General features: G+C 63.0%; 1 protein-coding gene. It reads right to left on the bottom strand.

Annotation, left to right across the window (positions count from 1 at the left end):
- A partial coding sequence (locus BK665_RS33950; protein WP_148053312.1) for a sulfite exporter TauE/SafE family protein occupies positions 1-462 on the bottom strand: 462 nt, incomplete at its 3' end.
- Positions 463-489: the final 27 nt, after the last annotated feature.

The raw sequence follows: 489 nt of genomic DNA, 5'->3' as shown, positions 1-489 counted from the left end.
CCCGAAAATGGCCGAGGCGCAGCCAATCACGCTCCCGGCCACGGTCAGACCGGCTTTGCCCGGCACCGTTCGGCTGGCCTTGGGTTTTAGGTGCAAGGCGAGCTGAACGGCGACGATCAGCGCGAATACGCCAATGATCTTCTGCAAATGTAGACCGGAAATCGCTTCGGCGGTCAGTGCGCCGAAACCGGCGCCGATCAGAATGCCGAGGGTCATCCAGGCGAAAATTGGCCAACGCACCGCGCCGCGACGGTGATGCTCACGGACCGCGTTTACCGAGGTAAAAATGATCGTCGCCAGGGACGTACCGACCGCCAGGTGCGTCAGGATCGAGGCGTCGAAGCCCTGCAGGATGAAACTGAACACCAGCACCGGGACGATAATGATCCCGCCGCCGCCCCCGAACAGCCCGGCCAGCACGCCCGCCCAGGCGCCCAGCGCCAGATAGAGCAGAAATTCCATGGCCGTAGTCCCATGCGTCGCGAAAAT

This window comes from Pseudomonas frederiksbergensis (assembly GCF_003732665.1).
In the GTDB taxonomy this organism is placed as follows: Bacteria; Pseudomonadota; Gammaproteobacteria; order Pseudomonadales; family Pseudomonadaceae; genus Aquipseudomonas; species Aquipseudomonas frederiksbergensis_G.
Note: the sequence above shows the minus strand (reverse complement) of the source record. Positions and strands in the feature narration are given on the sequence as shown.